Annotated in this window: 14 protein-coding genes; 4 read left to right on the top strand and 10 right to left on the bottom strand. The window is 68.6% G+C overall.

Annotated elements, in window-relative coordinates; all coding sequences use genetic code 11:
* Nucleotides 1-131: 131 nt before the first annotated feature.
* The 4 genes from OPF83_RS07505 to OPF83_RS07490 form a co-directional block, all read right to left on the bottom strand.
* On the bottom strand, nt 132-1319 hold the full coding sequence (locus OPF83_RS07505) for a nitronate monooxygenase family protein (RefSeq protein WP_264886714.1): 1188 nt from the start codon (nt 1317-1319) through the stop codon (nt 132-134).
* A complete protein-coding gene (locus OPF83_RS07500) occupies nt 1316-2095 on the bottom strand; it encodes a CoA-transferase subunit beta (RefSeq protein WP_264886712.1) in 780 nt (259 codons plus the stop codon). Before OPF83_RS07500 ends, OPF83_RS07505 begins: the two co-directional genes overlap by 4 nt.
* Nucleotides 2095-2958, bottom strand: a complete 864-nt coding sequence (locus tag OPF83_RS07495) for a CoA transferase subunit A (protein ID WP_375546231.1) — start codon at nt 2956-2958, stop codon at nt 2095-2097. The genes OPF83_RS07500 and OPF83_RS07495 overlap by 1 nt, the downstream gene beginning before the upstream one ends.
* A 65-nt stretch (nt 2959-3023) precedes the next feature.
* Nucleotides 3024-3836: an enoyl-CoA hydratase family protein gene (locus OPF83_RS07490; RefSeq protein ID WP_264886710.1), complete on the bottom strand. Its 813-nt coding sequence runs from the start codon at nt 3834-3836 to the stop codon at nt 3024-3026.
* 83 nt (nt 3837-3919) lie between these two features.
* On the opposite strand from OPF83_RS07490, the gene OPF83_RS07485 reads away from it, so the two are divergent.
* Both OPF83_RS07485 and OPF83_RS07480 read left to right on the top strand, forming a co-directional pair.
* Nucleotides 3920-4711 carry an SDR family oxidoreductase gene (locus OPF83_RS07485; RefSeq protein ID WP_264886709.1) on the top strand — a complete coding sequence of 264 codons (792 nt, stop codon included), beginning with the start codon at nt 3920-3922 and terminating at the stop codon, nt 4709-4711.
* Between the two features lie 89 nt (nt 4712-4800).
* Nucleotides 4801-5718 carry an SDR family oxidoreductase gene (locus tag OPF83_RS07480; RefSeq protein WP_264886708.1) on the top strand — a complete coding sequence of 306 codons (918 nt, stop codon included), beginning with the start codon at nt 4801-4803 and terminating at the stop codon, nt 5716-5718.
* Between the two features lie 115 nt (nt 5719-5833).
* On the opposite strand, the gene OPF83_RS07475 is transcribed toward OPF83_RS07480, so the two are convergent.
* The 4 genes from OPF83_RS07475 to OPF83_RS07460 form a co-directional block, all read right to left on the bottom strand.
* Nucleotides 5834-7348, bottom strand: a complete 1515-nt coding sequence (locus OPF83_RS07475) for a hypothetical protein (protein WP_264886707.1) — start codon at nt 7346-7348, stop codon at nt 5834-5836.
* A 154-nt stretch (nt 7349-7502) separates the two neighbouring features.
* On the bottom strand, nt 7503-8039 hold the full coding sequence (locus tag OPF83_RS07470; protein WP_375546228.1) for a nitroreductase family deazaflavin-dependent oxidoreductase: 537 nt from the start codon (nt 8037-8039) through the stop codon (nt 7503-7505).
* Nucleotides 8036-8617: an N-acetyltransferase gene (locus OPF83_RS07465; RefSeq protein ID WP_264886706.1), complete on the bottom strand. Its 582-nt coding sequence runs from the start codon at nt 8615-8617 to the stop codon at nt 8036-8038. Before OPF83_RS07465 ends, OPF83_RS07470 begins: the two co-directional genes overlap by 4 nt.
* Before the next feature lies 1 nt (nt 8618).
* The gene (locus OPF83_RS07460) at nt 8619-9785 is read right to left on the bottom strand and encodes a steroid 3-ketoacyl-CoA thiolase (RefSeq protein ID WP_264886705.1); all 1167 of its coding nucleotides are present in this window, start codon (nt 9783-9785) and stop codon (nt 8619-8621) included.
* Nucleotides 9786-9949: 164 nt separating this feature from the next.
* Between OPF83_RS07460 and OPF83_RS07455 the strand changes: the two genes are divergently transcribed.
* Nucleotides 9950-11194: a cytochrome P450 gene (locus OPF83_RS07455; RefSeq protein ID WP_264886704.1), complete on the top strand. Its 1245-nt coding sequence runs from the start codon at nt 9950-9952 to the stop codon at nt 11192-11194.
* Nucleotides 11195-11373: 179 nt separating this feature from the next.
* A complete protein-coding gene (locus OPF83_RS07450; RefSeq protein ID WP_264886703.1) occupies nt 11374-12474 on the top strand; it encodes an alpha/beta hydrolase in 1101 nt (366 codons plus the stop codon).
* A 239-nt stretch (nt 12475-12713) separates the two neighbouring features.
* Here the strand turns inward: OPF83_RS07450 and OPF83_RS07445 are convergent, their stop codons facing one another.
* Together OPF83_RS07445 and OPF83_RS07440 are read right to left on the bottom strand one after the other, a co-directional pair.
* Nucleotides 12714-13703: a hypothetical protein gene (locus OPF83_RS07445; protein WP_264886702.1), complete on the bottom strand. Its 990-nt coding sequence runs from the start codon at nt 13701-13703 to the stop codon at nt 12714-12716.
* Nucleotides 13704-13983: 280 nt separating this feature from the next.
* Entirely contained in the window at nt 13984-14889 is a 906-nt protein-coding gene (locus OPF83_RS07440) for a TIGR03619 family F420-dependent LLM class oxidoreductase (RefSeq protein WP_264886701.1), read from the bottom strand.

Here is a 14889-nt window from a genome sequence, read left to right as displayed (position 1 = left end):
GCTCCCCTGAGAAATTAGGACGGTTCTCAGCCTAGAACAAGAAGCTGTCTGTCGCATCACATTTCCCGGTAAGAACGAACTCCGCCCCCCTTGACGAGAGGGGGGCGGAGTTCGAGGAGCGCTAGTGGAGATCAGCCGAGATCGCGCAGTTCCGACAAGCGCTCGTGTGCCTGCGTCATGATCCGCTGGATCAGCTCGTCGCAGCTGGGTAGGTCGTCGATCATGCCCACCACCTGACCGGAGGCCAGCACGCCGGCCTCGGTGTTGCCCTCGACCAGTCCGGCCTTGAGCAGCATCGGCGTGTTGGCGGCCATGACGATCTGCTGCCAGGTGCGGTCGGACGCCTTCTTCATGTTGAGGCCGTCCTTGGCGAGCTGCTGCCACTTCATGCCCGTCATGGACTTGAACTTGTTGGCGTTCTGCACCGCCGCGATCATGCCCTTGACCGGGCTGCCGGACTCGAGTGCGTTGACCAGGCCGGTGCGCAGCACGCGGTGCGGCATGCCGTCGACGCGGGTCGAGACGACCGTGTCCTGCAGGCCCCGCTCGAGGTACTGCTGCTTGACCGCATTGGGCACCTGCGAGTCGCTGGTGAGGAGGAACCGGGTGCCCATCGCGACGCCCGCGGCGCCGTAGGACAGCGCCGCGACGAGGCCGCGGCCGTCGAAGAAGCCGCCGCCGGCGACGACCGGGATCGAGGTGCTGCCCGCCCCGCCCAGGGCGTCGATGACGCTGGGGAGGAGCAACGTGGTGGCGACCTGGCCGGTGTGACCGCCGCCCTCACCGCCCTGCACGATCACCGCGTCGGCGCCCCAGGAGGCGACCTTGACGGCGTGCTTCGCGGCACCAATGGAGGGGACGACGACGAGGCCGTTCTCCTTCAGACGGGCGATCAACTCGGGCTTCGGCGCGAGCGCGAAGGACGCGACCTTCACCCCGTGGCGGATCATCAGCTCGCACCGCTCGGCGGCGTCCTCGGCATCGGCCCGGAGGTTGACACCGAAGGGCTTGGAGGTGAGTTCCTTGGTCCGGATGATCGCGGCCTCGAGCTCGGCGTACGTCATGGTGGCCGAGGCGATGATGCCCAGGCCGCCCGCGTTGGCCGTGGCCGCGGTGAGCTCCGGTCCGGAGACCCATCCCATGCCCGTCTGGACGACCGGGTACTCCACGCCGACCAGCTTGGTGAAGTCCGTGGCCAGTGTCGCCGCGCGCGGGGTGCCGGCACTGCCAGCGCTGCCGGAGCCAGCGCTGCCGGTGCCGGTGGTGCTGGAGTCGGCGGCGTTGTTGTCGTCGTCGACCTTCCCGTCCCGCCCGGTCACTTGGCCTCCTCCGCGGGCACCTCGCGGTAACGGACGCCGCGCGGATCGATGACCTCGCGGATCAGGCGCAGCTCCTCGGCGGACGGGTCACGCGTGACGCCGGCCTCGGCCAGTCCGGCCACCTCGAAGCCCGTGTTCTCCGCGACCTGCTCGGCGGTGACGCCCGGGTGCAGGGTGACCGCACGCATGGTGCGGCCGGGGCCCTGGAAATCGAACACGCCCAGGTTGGTCACGACGCGGGGCAGGACGTGGAAGCGGAAGGCGGGATCGCCCTCGGTGTAGCGGTCGTAGCCGATGCCGCAGACGATGTCGACGGACTCGGTGAAGACGCGCGTGGAGTGCTTGCCCACCCAGTAGCTGGTGGCGTGGTTGATCGAGTTGCCCGGCGCCCCGCGGAGGCCGAACATCTGGCGCGTGGGCTTCTGGACGTCGTCACCGAATGCCGACAGGTTCTGGTTGCCGTACCGGTCGATCTGGTTGGCGCCCATCACCACGTGGCGGGTGCCCGCCTGCAGCACGTCGAAGACGCGGGGGAACGGGATGTAACCCTCGAAGTCGATGAGCTTGCCGAGCTGCGGCGTCTGGCCCAGGAAGCGGTACTCGCCGTCCGTGATGAGCAGGTCCGGCTCGGTGGTCAGACGCGCCAGGCGGGCGCCGATCGTGGCCATGGGGGTCATCGGCGAGGCGAAGATCTCCCCGGCGCCGGCGAAGATCTCGGCGCAGGCGACGGCGCAGTACTCGGCGCGGGTGATCTGGTCGGTGCTGTTCTCGCTCATCACTTGGCTCCCTTCTCGGATGCGGCGGCCTTCTCGGCGGCCACACGCTCGGCGAAGGCGGCGACCGCCTTCTGATAGTCCTCCTCGGACCCGGACAGAAACTCGGCCGTGAACTCGGCCCAGGCCTGCTCGTCCTTCGCGGCGGTCGCGTAGTGCTTCTGGAACGCCTCGTCGCGTCCGTAGCCGCCGGCGAACGTGAAGTGCGCGCCGTTCGGCGCCTCGGAGACGGTGTCGACGAACATGCGGCTGAGGAGCATGCGCTGCGGGCCGACCTCGTTCATCAGCGCATCCGCCGAGTCGACGATCTCGTCCGTCTCGAGCAGGACGGTGTCGGCGGCCATGGCGTACAGGTCGTCGAAGTAGCCGTCGGCGCCGGTGAACGCCGCGTTGCCGTGCTTGTCGGCCTTGTCCAGGTGAATGAGCGCGGCGTCCATCTTCAGGGCCGGCATCGCCAGGAGGGTCTCAGTCTTTCCCTCGAAATCGTACGGCGAATCGACGGTCTTGAGCTCGTCGCCCCAGAACCGGAACACGTCCGAGCCCAGGCCGGCGCGGGTCGGCAGGAACGGTAGGCGCTGCGCGGCGGCGGTCAGTCCGGCGCGGAACATGCCCTCGTCCATCTCGCGGGAGATGATCGCGCCCTCGGTGCGGCGACGCGCGAACCACGGGTCGTAGAACGGCGCCGAGTCCAGGGTGACGAAGCCGTAGTAGGCCTTGGAGACCTTGCCCGCCGAGCACAGCAGGCCCAGGTCCGGGCCGCCGTAGGTGATGACGGTGAGGTCGGTGAGGTCCTCGCGGCGCAGGATCGCACGGACCAGGGCCATCGGCTTACGCCGCGAGCCCCAACCGCCGATGCCGATCGTCATGCCGCTCTCGAGGCGCGAGACCGCCTCGTCCAGGCTCGTGCGCTTGTCGCGCGGGGTGGGGGTGCTCACTTGGTCTCGCCCGTCCTCTCGGTGCTGGTGTCGTGGGACCCGCGCTCGGCGCGCTTGTCCAGGTTCTGACCCGTCTTGACGAACTCGTCGCGGTGCTCGTCGGCCACGCCGGCGAGATTGAGTTCGAAGGTGAAGCCCTGCTCCATGCGGTAGGAGGACTTCACGTCGACCGGGTCGATGTGGTTGATGGCTTCCTTGGCCGCGCGGATCACGCGGGTGTCCTTGGCGGCGATCGACTCGGCCAGGTCGCGTGCCGCGGCGTCGAGCTGATCGCGGGGGACCACGTCGTAGACAGTTCCCCAGCTGTGGAGCTGCTGCGCCGTGACGGTGCGCGAGGTGAAGTACAGCGTCCGCATCATGTGCGGCGGGACCATGCGCGCCAGGTGGGTGGCGGCGCCGAGCGCACCACGGTCCACCTCGGGCAGGCCGAACACCGCGTCGTCCGAGGCGACGATGCAGTCCGCGTTGCCGACCAGGCCGATGCCACCGCCCACGCAGAAGCCGTTCACCACGGCGATCACGGGGACCGCGCACTCGTAGACGGCGTTGAACGCCACGTAGCAGCCGCGGTTGGCGGCCAGCAGGTGGTCGAAGCCGGAGAAGTTCTGCATCTCCTTGATGTCCACGCCAGCGTTGAATCCGCGGCCCTCGGCCCGCAGGATCACGACGTGGACCTCGGGGTCCTTGCCGGCGGCGAGGATCTGCTCGCCGAGTTCGAACCAGCCCGCGGACGGGATGGCGTTGACGGGGGGATAGTCGACGGTGACGGTCGCGATGCCGTCTGCGCCCTTGTCGACGCTGATGCCCATGGTGCTCCCTTCGCACGCCACCGTCCGTCCGATGCGGACCGGTCCGGTGACTAACCAAACGCTTGCTTGGTAGGCTAGCACGCATGACGAACATCGATCTTGGTCTGGCGGGCAAGGTGGTCCTCGTGACCGGAGGGGTCCGGGGCGTCGGCGCCGGAATCAGCCGTGTCTTCAGAGACGCCGGCGCCGTCGTCGTCACCTGCGCGCGGCGACCCGCCGACTCCGGCTCCGACGTGGCGGACCTCGAGTTCCACTCCGCCGATCTCCGCGACCCCGACGCGGTCCGCGCGATGATCGAGGAGATCGTCGAAACGCACGGCCGCCTCGACGTGGTGGTCAACAACGCCGGCGGCGCCCCGTTCGCCCTCGCCGCCGACGCCAGTGCCAACTTCCACTCCAAGATCGTGGCGCTCAACCTGCTCTCCGCACTCACCGTCGCGCAGGAGGCCCACCGGGTCATGACCGCGGACGGGCCGGACGGGCAGCTCGGGGGCGTGATCGTCAACATCTCCTCCGTCTCCGGCCACCGACCCTCGCCCGGCACCGCCTCCTACGGCGCCGCCAAGGCCGGCATCGACTCGCTCACGCAGTCGCTCGCCGTGGAGTGGGCCCCGGCCGTGCGCGTGAACTCCGTGGTGGTGGGCCCCGTCAAGACCGAGCTCGCCGAGATGCACTACGGAGACGCCGACGGGGTGGCCGCCGTCGACGCCACCATCCCCATGGGGCGCATGGCCGAGCCCGCCGACGCGGGCCGCGCCGCCGCGTTCCTCGCCTCGCCGCTCGCCGCCTACATCACCGGCGCCGAGCTGCTCGTCCACGGCGGCGGCGAGAAGCCCGCGTTCCTGGCGGCCTCCACCGCCGAGAACAAGCACTGACCACCGACCACGGGCTCCGCTCGTCACGAGCTCGCCCGAGACCACACAACCCGAGACCACACGACTCAAGACCTCACAAGGAGACAACAATGGGAATCTGCGACGGACGCGTCGTCATCGTCACCGGCGCCGGCCGCGGCATCGGCCGTGAGCATGCACTGGCCTTCGCCGCCGAGGGCGCCAAGGTCGTGGTGAACGACCTCGGCGCGGGCCTCGATGGCTCGAACGTCGGGGAGCACCCCGCCGAGCAGGTCGTCGCCGAGATCAAGGCCGCCGGCGGCGAGGCCGTGGTCAACGGCAACGACGTCTCCTCCTGGGAGGGCGCGCGCGAGCTCGTCCAGCAGGCCGTCGACACCTTCGGCGGGCTGGACGTGCTGGTCAACAACGCCGGCTTCCTGCGCGACAAGATGCTCGTCGGCATGTCCGAGGAGGAGTGGGACAAGGTCACGACCGTTCACCTCAAGGGACACTTCGCGACCCTGCGCCACGCCGCCGAGTACTGGCGCGCCGAGTCCAAGGCCGGGCGCCCGCGCGCCGCTCGCGTCATCAACACCTCGTCGGGTGCCGGACTGTTCGGCTCCGTCGGCCAGGGCAACTACGCCACCGCCAAGGCCGGCATCGCCCTGCTGACCATCCAGGCCGCCGCCGAGATGAAGGGGTACGGCGTGACCGCCAACGCGATCGCCCCGTCTGCCCGTACCCGCATGACCACCTCCGCCGGCGAGGCCATGGCCGCGCAGATGGCCGCTCCTGACGACGGCTCGTTTGACGTGATGGACCCGGCGAACGTCTCGCCGCTCGTGGTGTGGCTGGGCTCCGAGGCCTCCGGCGACGTCACAGGGCGTGTGTTCGAGGTCGAGGGCGGCAAGGTCACCGTCTGCGATGGCTGGCAGCGCGCCGCCTCCGAGGACAAGGGCGCCAAGTGGGACCCGGCCGAGCTCGGCTCCGTGGTCCCACGGCTGCTCGCCGAGTCGCCGACTCCGGTTCCGGTCTACGGCGCGCGCTGAGGCGCTGAGCGGCTGCGCTGAAGCAGCCGCCGAACGACTGTGGCCCCGCACCTGTCGGTGCGGGGCCACAGTGTCTGCGGGGCGTCAGTAGCTGACGGCCGTCAGGAGGGGACTATCAGTTCCCCTCGCGCTCCGGGTGGTAGCACTCCTGGTCAGCGATGCCCGAACCAGAGTTGGCCAGCTGATCGACCATGTCGTGCGGCAGGTCGCAGATGGTGGGGAGGTGCACTCCCGGCAGCGGCGGCAGACGGAGGTCCCCGCCGACGCCGGCGCCGACAGCGGCACCACCGAGAGCGATGGCTCCACCCACGGACAGGATCGGGAGCAGGCCGCCGCCGACGCTGGACTCGATGCTGGTGACGCTCTCGAGTGAGGCGTTGGTGCCCACGCCGGACGCGGTGTCGGTGGACGCTGTGGCGCGCAGCGAGCCGTTGTCCGCGGACGCAGTGGCCTGCAGCGAGCCGTTCTCGAGCGAGCCGGTGAAGGCGGTGAGCGAACCGTTGACGCCGGTCAGCTCGTCGACCGAGCCGATGCCCACGTAGGCGCTGTCGGTGGAGATGGTGGTGATCGCGTCGGAGCTCTGCCCGGTCGAGCCGCCGTTGCCGGTGACCGAGCCGAGCAGGCCGGTGTCCGGTCCGGCGAGCGAGTTGGTGACCACATCGAGAGAGCCGACGATGCCCTGGGTGAGGTAGCCGCCGGTGACGGAACCCAGCAGGCCGGTATCGGGATCCGTCAGGGAGCCCGAGAGGTTGGCGATCGAGCCCTCGGAGCCCGCGAGAATGCCGGCGACCGAGCCGCCGTCGTCGATCGAGCCCGCGAACGCGTCGGTGATGCTCTCGAGCGAGCCGCCGTTCTCGATCGAGCCACCGAGGCCGGTCGTGATGTCGCCGGCCGAGCCGCCGTCGCCCAGCGACCCCGTGATGCCCACGCCGATGTTGTCGAGTGAGCCACCGAGGTTGGAGGTGATGTCGCCGGCCGAGCCGCCGTCGCCGAGGGAGCCCTCGACACCGGCGAGGACTCCGGTGAGCGAGCCACCGTCGTCGAGCGAACCGGCGACACCGTCGATGATGCTGGTCAGCGAGCCTCCGGTGATGGACCCCTGGACACCGGTGAGGACACCGCTGAGGGAGCCGCCGTCGCCGAGGGAGCCCTCGACGCCGTCAAGGATGCCGGTGAGCGAACCGCCGTCAGAGATCGAGCCGGTCAGTGCCGTGGTGAAGTCGCCGAGCGAGCCGCTGAGACCGGTGGACGACCCCGAGAGGTTGTCGACCGAGCCGCTGACCGAGTCGATGACCGTGGTGACCGAGCCGCCTTCGAGCGAGCCGGCGAGACCGTTGGAGATGATTCCGCCGGAGCCGGTGAAGTCAGCGGAACCGCCGAGCTCGGTGGAGCCCTCACCGATGCCGCCGGTTGAGCCCTCGGGGATGACGCCAGCAGAGCCGGGGATCAGTTCCATGGAGCCCAGGTCGGTCGATCCCATGTCGGGGAACGTGAGGGTGGACGACTGGGTCAGACCTCCGAGGATCGGGATCTCGAAATCTCCGGACTGTGCGTTGGCGACTCCGGTGGCGCCCGAAGATGCAAGAGCTGCGGCGGCGACGAGAGCTGCGGCTCTGGTGGCGTTCTTCACGAGACAAGTCCTCTCAGCGGTGTAGGGCACGTGTGTGCCCCTCGTTGCATAAGACTTCACTGAGAATGAACTTTTGTCAATAGTTACCGACCGAATCGGTGCGTCAGTGGTGTTGACGGCGGTAACCGCTTCTGAACTGCGTGAAGGTGATCGGTCAGCTTTCGGTGCGCGTGCGGGGCTCGCAGATCACGACGGGGATGACCCGGCTGGTGTTTGCCTGATACTCAGCGAAGTCCGCGTACCGCTCGACGAGCCGTGGCCAGAGTTCCGCACGCTCGACCGGAGTGGCCTCCCTCGCCGTCATCGACCTGACACGGCGACCCACCTGGACGGTGACAGCCGGATCGGCCAGGACGTTGCGATACCACTGCGGATGCGAGGGCAAGCCGCCCTGGGAGGCGACCAGCAGGACACGGTCGCCGTCGGGGATGTGCAGCAGCGGCACGGTCCTCGGCTGGCCGGACTTGCGGCCCGTCGTCGTCACCAGACACACCGGAACCGGCGCCCGCAGCGCCGAACCCACGCGCCAGTTCCCACCGAGCCGGCCGCCCGTGCGCTGGTAAAGCCACGTGTTGACCCGCGACATCACCTTGATGACGCCGACGACCCACGGCGCGCCACGCCGTGGGTCGTCGGTCCCGGTCTCGGGAGCGGGGACGTCCTCGGGGCCGGGCTGCTGTGCGCCGGTCACTTGCCCGCCAGCGGGGCGCGCACGATCACGTGCTTTCCCGGGAAGAACGCGGCGAGCTCGCGGCGGCTCTCCTTGAGTGAGAGCATGCCGTATCCCTTCTTGCGCTCCTCGGGGTGGATCCAGATCGCCACGTCCACGTCGCCGTCGTTGGTCTGCTCGCCGAACACCAGGCCCACGGCGGAGCCGCGCGCGGTGTCCACGGCGACGAACCACATGGCCGACTCCGAGTCGATCCGGCTCAGGCCGTCGCGGCGCTCCTGTTCGGTGCGGTTCTCGTCCCACTCGCCGCCGGTCGCCGACGAGGAGTCGGAGGAACGCGAGTGGTACAGCGAACGGTGGTCGTCCGAGTCCTTGAACGGCTGGAGTTCGAAGCCGGCCGGTCCGGCCGGGACCGCGTGCTCGGTGGTGGCGCCGACGAACGACTCCAGCGGCGCCCGCAGGACCTCGCGGGCCTCGTCCGCCGACACGGCGAGGAGGTGCGAGATGGCCTGGATCGCGTCGTCCGTGCCGTTGGCCGAGGAGATGGCGGCGAAGATCTCCCGCCGACGTCCCGCTGCCGCCTCGATGACGTTGCTCATGTCAGATCCTCTCGATGATGCTGGCCGAGGCCTGGGCGCCTCCCGCGCACATGGTGATGAGCGCGCGCTCGCCGTCCGTGCGCTCGAGCTCGTGCAGGGCGGTGGTGATGAGCCGTGACCCGGTACTGCCGACGGGGTGGCCGATCGCGATGGCGCCCCCGTTGACGTTGACCTTGTCCATGTCCGGACCATGCACCTGTGCCCAGCTTAGGAGGACGGAGGCGAACGCCTCGTTGCATTCGAACAGATCGAAGTCGGAGATCGACATGCCCGAGCGGTCGAGGACTCGCTGAGTGGCCTGGACCGGGCCGTCGAGGTGGTACTCGGGCTCGCCGCCGACCAGCGCCTGGTGGACGATGCGCGCGCGGGGCGTGAGGCCGTGCGCCTTGGCGACGTCCTCGTCCATGAGCAGCACCGCAGCCGAGCCGTCGGACATCTGGCTCGAGGTGCCGGCGGTGTGCAGGCCGCCCTCGAGGACCGGCTTGAGGCCGGCCAGCGCCTCGGCGGTGGTCTCCCGCAGGCCCTGATCGCGGGTGACGGTCACCGTCTCGCCGGTGTAGGTACCGTCCTTGAGGCGCTCGGGGGCGTCGACGGCAAAGGTCTCTCGGTCGAACCGGCCCTCCTCCCAGGCGCGCTTGGCGTTGGCCTGCGAGCGGACACCCAGCTCCTCCAGGTCGGCCCGGCTGAGGCCGCGACGGGCGGCGATCCGGTCGGCGGCCGTGAACTGGTCCGGAAGATCGACCGTCCAGTCGTCGGGACGGGGCATGCCGTTCTCGCCGTTGCCGACGGCGGCGCGCAGGGCGATCCAGCTCATCGACTCGACGCCGCAGGCGATGCCGACGTCCATGGCACCGGCGTGGATGAGGTTGGCGATGAAATGGTTGGCCTGCTGCGCCGACGAGCACTGGCAGTCGATCGTGGTGCAGGCGGTCTGCCAGGGCAGGCCCGAGGCGAGCCAGGCGCCACGGGTGACGTTGTTGCCCTGCGCACCGGCCTGGGTCACGCAGCCGCCCACGACCTGCTCGACCAGGGAGGCGTCGATGCCCGCGCGGCGGATGACCTCTTTTTGGGAGGCGCCCAGAAGATGCGCGGGGTGCAGACCCGACAGGGCTCCACGGGCCTTGCCGATCGGGGTGCGTACGGCCTCGACGATGACGGGATTTCCCATGGTTTTCCTTCCGGGAATCCGGCCGGAGGTAGGTCTGGCCGGATCTGAACCTGTTCTAGTATGGTGGTGGAACGTGTTCTAGATTACAGCTCGGGCGAGGGGTTCGCAGGATCCGGGTTGTGGGAGTGAACACCCGACGCACAACGACGCGGCCAAGGAGTGCCATGCAGCCAGTCACCATTCCCGAGGGGTTCGACTTCACCGACCCGGAGCTCTACCAGAAGCGACTTCCGCATCCGGAGTGGATGCACCTGCGGCAGACCGAGCCGATCTGGTGGTGCGCCAACGAGCCGGGCGCGGACGGGTTCGACGACGACGGCTACTGGGTCGTCACCAAGCACGCAGACGTCAAGGAGATCTCCCGGCGCACCAACGAGGTGTTCTCCACCTGGGAGAACACTGCGATCCCGCGCTTCGCGCCCGGGACCGAGCGCGAGATCGTCGAGATGACGCGCTTCCTGTTCATCAACCAGGACGGCGACGAGCACAAGAAGTACCGCCGCATCATCTCCAAGGGGTTCACCCCGCGGAACATCGAGAAGATGCGCGAGAACCTGCAGGCCAAGGCCAAGCAGATCGTCGAGACTGCCGCCGCGAAGGGCGGGGGAAATTTCATCACCGAGGTGGCCTCCGAACTCCCGCTGCAGGCCATCGCCGAACTCATCGGTATCCCGCAGGAGGACCGCCACCAGATTTTCGAGTGGTCCAACAAGATGACTAGCTACGACATCCCGGAACTGGCGGACGAGTCCAACGCCGCCAACGCCGAGATCCTCGGCTACGCCATGGAGCTGGCCGCTAAGCGCGAGGTCGACCCGCGGGACGACCTGGTGACCAAATTGGTCCAAGCCGACGTTGACGGCGAGAAGCTCTCCGCGGACGAGTTCGGCTGGTTCGTGGTGCTGCTCGCGGTGGCCGGCAACGAGACCACCCGTAACGCGACGACCCACGGCATGATCGCGTTCCTGGAGAACCCGGACCAGTGGGAGCTGTTCAAGGCCGAGCGCCCGGAGACCACCTACGACGAGATCCTCCGCTGGGCCTCGCCGATCACCTCGTTCCAGCGCACCGCCACCGAGGACGTGGAGATCGGCGGGGTGACCATGAAGAAGGGCGACCGCGCGGCGATCATGTACGGCTCGGCGAACTTCGACGAGGACGTCTTCGAGGACCCGTTCAGCTTCAACATCTTGCGCGACCCGAACCCGCACCTGACGTTCGGCGGCAACGGCCCGCACTACTGCATCGGTGCCAACCTGGCGAAGCTGCAGATCGAGCTGATCTTCAACGCGATCGCCGACCACATGCCCGACATCACCTCGATGGGCGACGCGACCCGCCTGCGTTCGGGCTGGCTCAACGCCATCCAGGACTGGAAGGTCGACTTCAAGTGCCCGGTCCGGGCCTGACCGGCTGAGCTGACCGACTGGACCGAAAAACCATGACGACGGCCCCGGCGCACCGCTCGAGCAGCGGAGCGCCGGGGTCTCGTCGTCGTCGGATCTTTAGTCACTTCCACGCGGATCACTTCGGATCACTTCCACGCCGTTCCCACCACACTCTCGACCAGACCAGGCAAGGTGGCCCCATGATCGATCCCCGAATCGACGACCCGTCCTTCCTCGAACACCGCCACATCGACCGCGACGGTGTCGGAATCCACTACGTGGTCGCCGAGCCGGGTTTTTCGGCGGGTGAGCCTGGCGCGTCTGCCGGCGAGCCGGGGTCCTCCGCCGCCGAGCGCCCGGGCACCGTCGTGCTGGTCCACGGTTTCCCGCACTTCTGGTTCGCGTGGCACCGCATGATCCCCGTCCTCGTGGACGCCGGGTGGCGGGTGGTCGCGCCGGATCTCCGCGGGATGGGCGGCTCCGACGCGCCGACGAACGTCGAGGACTATGCGCCGCGTGAGGTGGTCGACGACCTGGTCGCCGTACTCGACGACGCGGTGCCCCGGTCGGAGAAGGTCGTGCTGGTGGGCTTCGACTTCGGCGCGGGGGTCGTCTACGACACGTGCCACCTCGCGCCCGAGCGGGTGCGGGCGGTGATCGGGATGGAGAACCCGTTCATGGGCACCGCCGGATCGGTCTCCCCGCTGGAGGGCGCCGCGATGATGGCGGAGAAGCATTTCCTGCACCTGCACTACTTCGCCCAGCCGGGCGTCGCCGAGGTCGATCTCGAGGGCCACGAGCGGGACTTCCTCGCCCGCGTGTTCTGGGCCCTGTCCGCTGATTTCCACTACCTCGACGTGTGGCAGCACCCGCCCGGGACGACCTACCTCGACGCGCTGCCCGAGGCTCCGGAGCTGCCGTGGCGCTGGCTCACGTCGGAAGAGCTGGATCGCTACGAGACCGAATACGTCCGCACAGGCTTCGCCGGCCCGCTGCAGTGGTACCGGGCCATGGACGTTTCGTGGCAGGCGCGCAAGGAGTTCGAGCGGCAGACCAACCCCGTGCCGTACTACTTCGTCTACTCGGAGCACGATCCCGACCTCGAGGGATTCCACGGTCGCGAGCCGCTGGCCAAGCTCGACCGGTACCACGACGACGTCCGCCAGGTCCGGAGTGTGCCGCGTGCCGGGCACCTCATGCATCTCGAGGCGACCGAGGACACCCACCGCGAGATCCTGGCGTGTCTCGATGACATATCCGCCCACATCTCGGCCGACCGCCCCATCCCCAACGACGCATAAGCGGCCTCGTTGCAACCGCAGCCCACCCCCAGCGCCGCGTATGCGGCCTCGCTGCGGCGCCGTCCGTCCATCCGTCCCGTCTACTAGACAGTTGAGTCGCTCAGAGCCAGGAACGTCGACCATTCTGTCGAGTAAATTGGGGGGGCGGGGGCATACTGAGCGGTCGGCGAGGCGAGCTGGCGGGCAGCCGGGTGGGGTCGCCGGGACGGCGAGCAGGGGGCGCTGGTCAGGGGTGCTGGTCAGCGATCTTTTTTTCTTCTGCTCCGGTCCAATGCCTGTTCTATGTGGTGGACCGCGATGCCGGCGAGCATCCCTTTCGCGAGTCGAACGACTTCCCAGCCCAGGTCCGCGAGCTCGGCATTGATCTGGACGTCGTACAGCCACTGAGCTTCACGGGAGTGCCCGCGGCCGTCGTAGAAGATCGCCACCTTTTCGGCCTCGTACCCGAGGTCCGCGGTCGCCACCTTTTGCCCGTACTCGTTGAATATCTCCAACTGGCTCGTCGGGGTGGGAAGGTGAGACCTCGCTATCCGCAGCCGCATCTCTGTTTCCTGGGGCGATTGCGCGCCCGGATCGCAGTGCGGGAGGAGGTCGGCCACCGCGCGGACCCCGTGCTGTCCGACCATTCGACCGGCGGCGTCCTCGACAGCCTGCAGCGTGATCGAGGCGGAGTTGCAGATCGAGTCGATCGCACAGATTTTGAGGTCGTGCCCGCGCGTCCAGCGCGCGACATCGACAGCGGCACGTGCGGGAGCCACCACCCATAATCCACCGAGTTTCCACCTGTCAGCGGTCGGTATGGTTCGTGAACTCGCGTGAACGCGCACCCCGGACGCCGGGCGTAGTGGTCGAGGAGAATGGACATCAATGACACGAGCGCAGCGTCGGTCCGAGTACCACTCCTCGCCGTACAGATGCGCGGCAGCCCATCCAGTAATAGTCGCGTCCGGAGGCGCCCACAGGCCGGCGGCCCGGATGCGGTCGCGGGTGGCGAGCTGCTTATCGACGGCCACGTATACGCCCGGATGAAGTTGGCGAAACCGTGTCTTCAGGGCGTATCTGGTGACGATCCCGAGCTCCAGCGCTGCACTGGCGACGAACGGCCGACCCGTTGCTATAGCTGCCGCGAACATATCGGTGTCAACGGCGGTTCCGGGCCGGTCGTCCCGATCCGAGCGACGACGACGTGGCTTGCTTTCTGCGTGCTCGGGCCCGTTCCCACTGGTCATGCCTGCCATGGTCGTGAGTGCGGGCAGCCGGGAACAGGCCAACACTGCAGAATGTGGAGGATGGGGACGGTCTTCCACAGCTACGAAAGACCTCTTGATCGCGGCGCGTCTGCATGCTTGGAGCTGGGGCCCGACGCGCCAGCGGGCCGTCGCAGCAAACGCCCGCCTCCCGATTACTAAACAGCAGTCGCGAGATCTGACGGATCTTCGCAAAAGCTGTCTAGTAAACGGGGCGGGGCGGCTGGAGCGAGGGGCGGGACGGCTGGAGCGAGGGGCGGTGTCAGCCGCCGAGGCCGTACTTCGCGCCGAAGTTGGCGATGGACTCGAGCTTCTGATCCACCGAGCAGTCGAAACCGTGGCCCTCGATCATCCACGGCATCACGATGATGTCGGTGACACCCGCCTCGGCGAGCTCAGTGAACCCGCGGCTGCCGAACTTGTCGAGGCACACCACCTGGATGGCGAACGGCTTGCCGTCGCCGCGGTCGGCCAACGAGCGACCGTTGGCCTCGAGAAGCTCACCCAGGCGCTTCACGGTGGCCACGATGTCGTCGTACTTCATCATCGCGCTGGTCCAGCCCTGGCCGAGCCGCGCGGCCCGCTTGAGCGCGATCTCCGTGTGGCCGCCGACGTAGAACGGCACCTGCTCGGAGGGGGCGGGGGTGAAGATGAGCTCGTCGAAGTCGAAGTGGTCGCCATGGAACTCCATCCACTCGCCGCGCAGCGCCTCGCGCATGATCGCCAGCGACTCGTCGACGCGCTTACCGCGGCCCTTGAAGGGGGCGCCGCACCACTCGAACTCGTTGGGGTCCCAGCCGATCCCCACGCCCAGGTCCAGGCGGTTGCCGGTGAGCAGCGCGACCGAGGCCACCTGGCGGGTCAGCAGCAGCGGGTTCCGCGGCCCCACTTTGAGCACCTGCGGGGAGAACCGGATGGTCGAGGTGGCCCCGCCCATGGCTGCGGAGGCGATGAGCGGCTCGACCCACTGCGTGTTCTCGTCCCACATGCGCGAGCCGTCGGGCGTGTAGGGGTAGTCCTTGTCCTGCCGACGCGGGTGGAACAGGGAGTCGGGCAGCACCACGCGGTCGAAGCCGGCGGCCTCGGCGCCGCGGGCGATCGAGATGTACTGGTCGACGGGGGAGAAGGAGACCGGGACGGAGAACTCGACGTCCGCTACCCGTGCCAT

The sequence above is a fragment of the Dietzia sp. NCCP-2495 genome, assembly GCF_026011735.1.
GTDB lineage: Bacteria > Actinomycetota > Actinomycetes > Mycobacteriales > Mycobacteriaceae > Dietzia.
Note: the sequence above shows the minus strand (reverse complement) of the source record. Positions and strands in the feature narration are given on the sequence as shown.